Consider the following 2931-nt stretch of genomic DNA (forward strand, 5'->3'; position numbering starts at 1 on the left):
GTGGTGTTGTCGGTTGATGAGTTGGTGTTGCGGCCGGCTGGTGGGTTGGTGTCGGGTGGTGGGCCGTTGTACGGCTTGTCCTGGACACCGACCGAACCGACCACGACCGAAACCTCCGACGGCCCGGACGGCGCGACCGTGCGCTTGGACCCCGGAGCCGGAGCGGACGCACTGGGTGCGTTGTCCGACCCGATCCCATCGACGGTGGTGGTCCCCCTCCGGACCTGGGAGGGCGATCTCACGGAGGCCCCGGCCGCTGCCAGGGCCGCCACCGCGAGCGCACTCGAACTCCTTCGGACCTGGATCGCGGACGAGAGGTACGCCGACTCCCGACTCGTCTTCGCCGTCACGGTCCCGACCATCGAAGCGGTCGATGACGACATCGTCACCGCGGCCGTGAGAGGTCTGGTCCGTGCGGCCCAGAACGAACACCCGGGCCGTTTCGGATTGGTCTTCACCGACGATCCGACCACGATGTCTCCCGCCCTCGACCTGTTGGACCGGGAGACCGAACTCCTGATGTGGGAGGGAGAACCGCGGGCCCGCAGAATCACGCGGTCGGTCGAGAGCGACTCGTCCGAGACACCGGCGCTCGACGGCACGGTCCTGGTCACCGGGGCCACGGGGACACTGGGCGGCCTGGTCGCGCGACACCTGGTCGAACGACATGGCGTACGCGGACTGGTCCTCGCGGGACGAAGGGGTGCCGAAGCCCCCGGCATGGCCGAGCTCGCCGACGAGCTCGGGGCCCAGGGAGTGGAGGTACGCGTCGTCTCCTGCGACGTGACGGACGCCCACTCGGTGGCGGCGGCACTCGAAGGGGTTCCCGCGGAACTCCCGCTCAAGGCGGTGGTCCACGCGGCGGGCCTGCTGGACGACGGTGTCGTCTCCGGGCTCGACCCCGATCGGATCGCGCACGTCCTCGCACCCAAGCTCGATGGCGCGGTGACCCTGTGGCACCAGGTCAAGGACCTCAAGCCGTCGGCCTTCGTGCTCTTCTCCTCGGTGTCGGGGACCCTCGGCGGGGCCGGGCAGGGAGCCTACTCGGCGGCCAACTCCGCGTTGGACGCGTTGGCCTCGCGACTGCGGAGCGAGGGTGCTCCGGCGACCTCGGTGGCCTGGGGTGTCTGGGGCGAGGACAGTGAGATGACCGCCAAGCTGAGTGACGCGGACCGCAAGAGGGTCTCGCGGTCCGGTATCGAGGTTCTGCGGACCGATGAGGCCCTGGAGCTCTTCGACTCGTCTCTGGCCTCGGGTGCGGCGTTCGTGGCGGCGGCCAAGTTCGCCTCCCGTCAGCTACGGGACGCCGAATCGGACGGCTTCCTTCTGCCGATCCTCCGCGACCTCGTCCCACGTTCGAGTAGGGCGCTTCCGGTCGCGACCGCCGCTGACGAGGAACCCGGTTCGGGTACGGCCTCTCTGCCGGAGCGACTGGCGGCGATGGCGGACGAGCAGCGTCGGGAACTGTTGCGGGGCCTGGTCGGGCAGACCGCGGCGACGGTGCTGGGCTATTCCGGTGCCGATGCGGTCGACCCGGATCGAGGGCTCCTCGACATCGGGTTCGACTCGCTCACGGCGGTCGAGCTCCGTAATCGCCTGGGGAAGGCGACCGGGCTTCGACTCCCCGTGACCCTGCTCTTCGACTACCCCACCGTTCTGGGGATCGCGGACCACCTGTACGAGGAACTCATGCCGGATCCTGACGCGGCCCTGCGTGACCGTCTCGACTCCCTGGAACGCCAGATCCGGGAGATCGCCGAGGACGAGTCCGCACGAGAGCGATTGCGGACCCGGTTGCGAGCCGTTCTCGACGTGGAGCCCCAGGGCGACGAGGAGTCGGGCGTGGTCTCTCGGATCGAGTCCGCGAGTGATGACGAGATGTTCGCCTTTATCGACCAGGAACTCGGTGCCGAAGATGAGTGAAGAGAAACTTCGTAGCTACCTCAAGAAGGTCGCGGCCGACCTCCACCGCACTCGCGAACAGCTCAAGAAGGAGCGGGAGGAGCGGAACGAACCCATGGCCATCGTCGGTATGGCCTGTCGCTTCCCCGGCGGGGTCACCACACCCGCAGAACTGTGGGATCTGGTGGACGAGGGGCGAGACGCCATCGCCCCCTTCCCGGAGGACCGTGGGTGGGACGTCGAGTCCCTCTACGACCCCGAGGGAGCGACCCCCGGCAGCTCCTATTGCCGCGAGGGCGGGTTCATCGACACCGCGTACGAGTTCGAACCCGGGTTCTTCGGTATCTCCCCCCGGGAGGCCATGGCCATGGACCCTCAGCAGCGGTTGCTGCTGGAGACCTCCTGGGAGGCGCTGGAGGACGCCGGGTTGAACGCGCATGAGATGCGTGGGAGCGACACCGGGGTCTTCGCGGGGGTGATGTACCAGGACTACACCAGACGGGAACTGGACATCCCCGAGGACCTGGAGGGCTATACCGGCGCCGGTGGGTCGGGGAGTATCGCCTCCGGTCGGGTGTCCTACGTCTTCGGTTTCGAGGGGCCGGCGATCACCGTGGACACGGCGTGTTCGTCGTCGTTGGTCGCGCTGCACCTGGCCACGCAGGCGTTGCGCGAGGGCGAGTGCTCGATGGCGCTGGTGTCGGGATCGATGGTGATGTCGACACCGGTCGCCTTCACCGACTTCAGCCGCCAGGGCGGGCTCGCGCGCGATGGGCGTTGCAAGGCGTTCTCCACCGAGGCCGACGGCACCGGCTGGGGTGAGGGTGTGGGCACTCTCGTGGTCGAACCGCTGTCTCGTGCGCGTGAGCGGGGGCATCGTGTGCTGGGTCTGGTGCGTGGCAGCGCGGTCAACCAGGATGGCGCGTCCAGTGGGTTGACCGCTCCGAACGGTCCCTCGCAGCAGCGTGTGGTGCGGGCGGCTCTGCGTGACGCGGGTCTTTCGGCGGATGACGTGGACATGGTCGAGGC

2 protein-coding genes are annotated in these 2931 nt (G+C 68.6%); both read left to right on the forward strand.

Annotated features, from left to right (window positions below):
* Window positions 1-1923: SDR family NAD(P)-dependent oxidoreductase (locus tag ACWGSK_RS27520; protein ID WP_452457181.1), on the forward strand; the 1923-nt coding region annotated here is incomplete at its 5' end.
* Window positions 1916-2931 (forward strand): beta-ketoacyl synthase N-terminal-like domain-containing protein (locus tag ACWGSK_RS27525; protein WP_452457182.1); only part of this gene is annotated, 1016 nt, incomplete at its 3' end. The genes ACWGSK_RS27520 and ACWGSK_RS27525, both read left to right, overlap by 8 nt.

It is taken from the genome of Nocardiopsis sp. NPDC055551 (assembly GCF_053619415.1).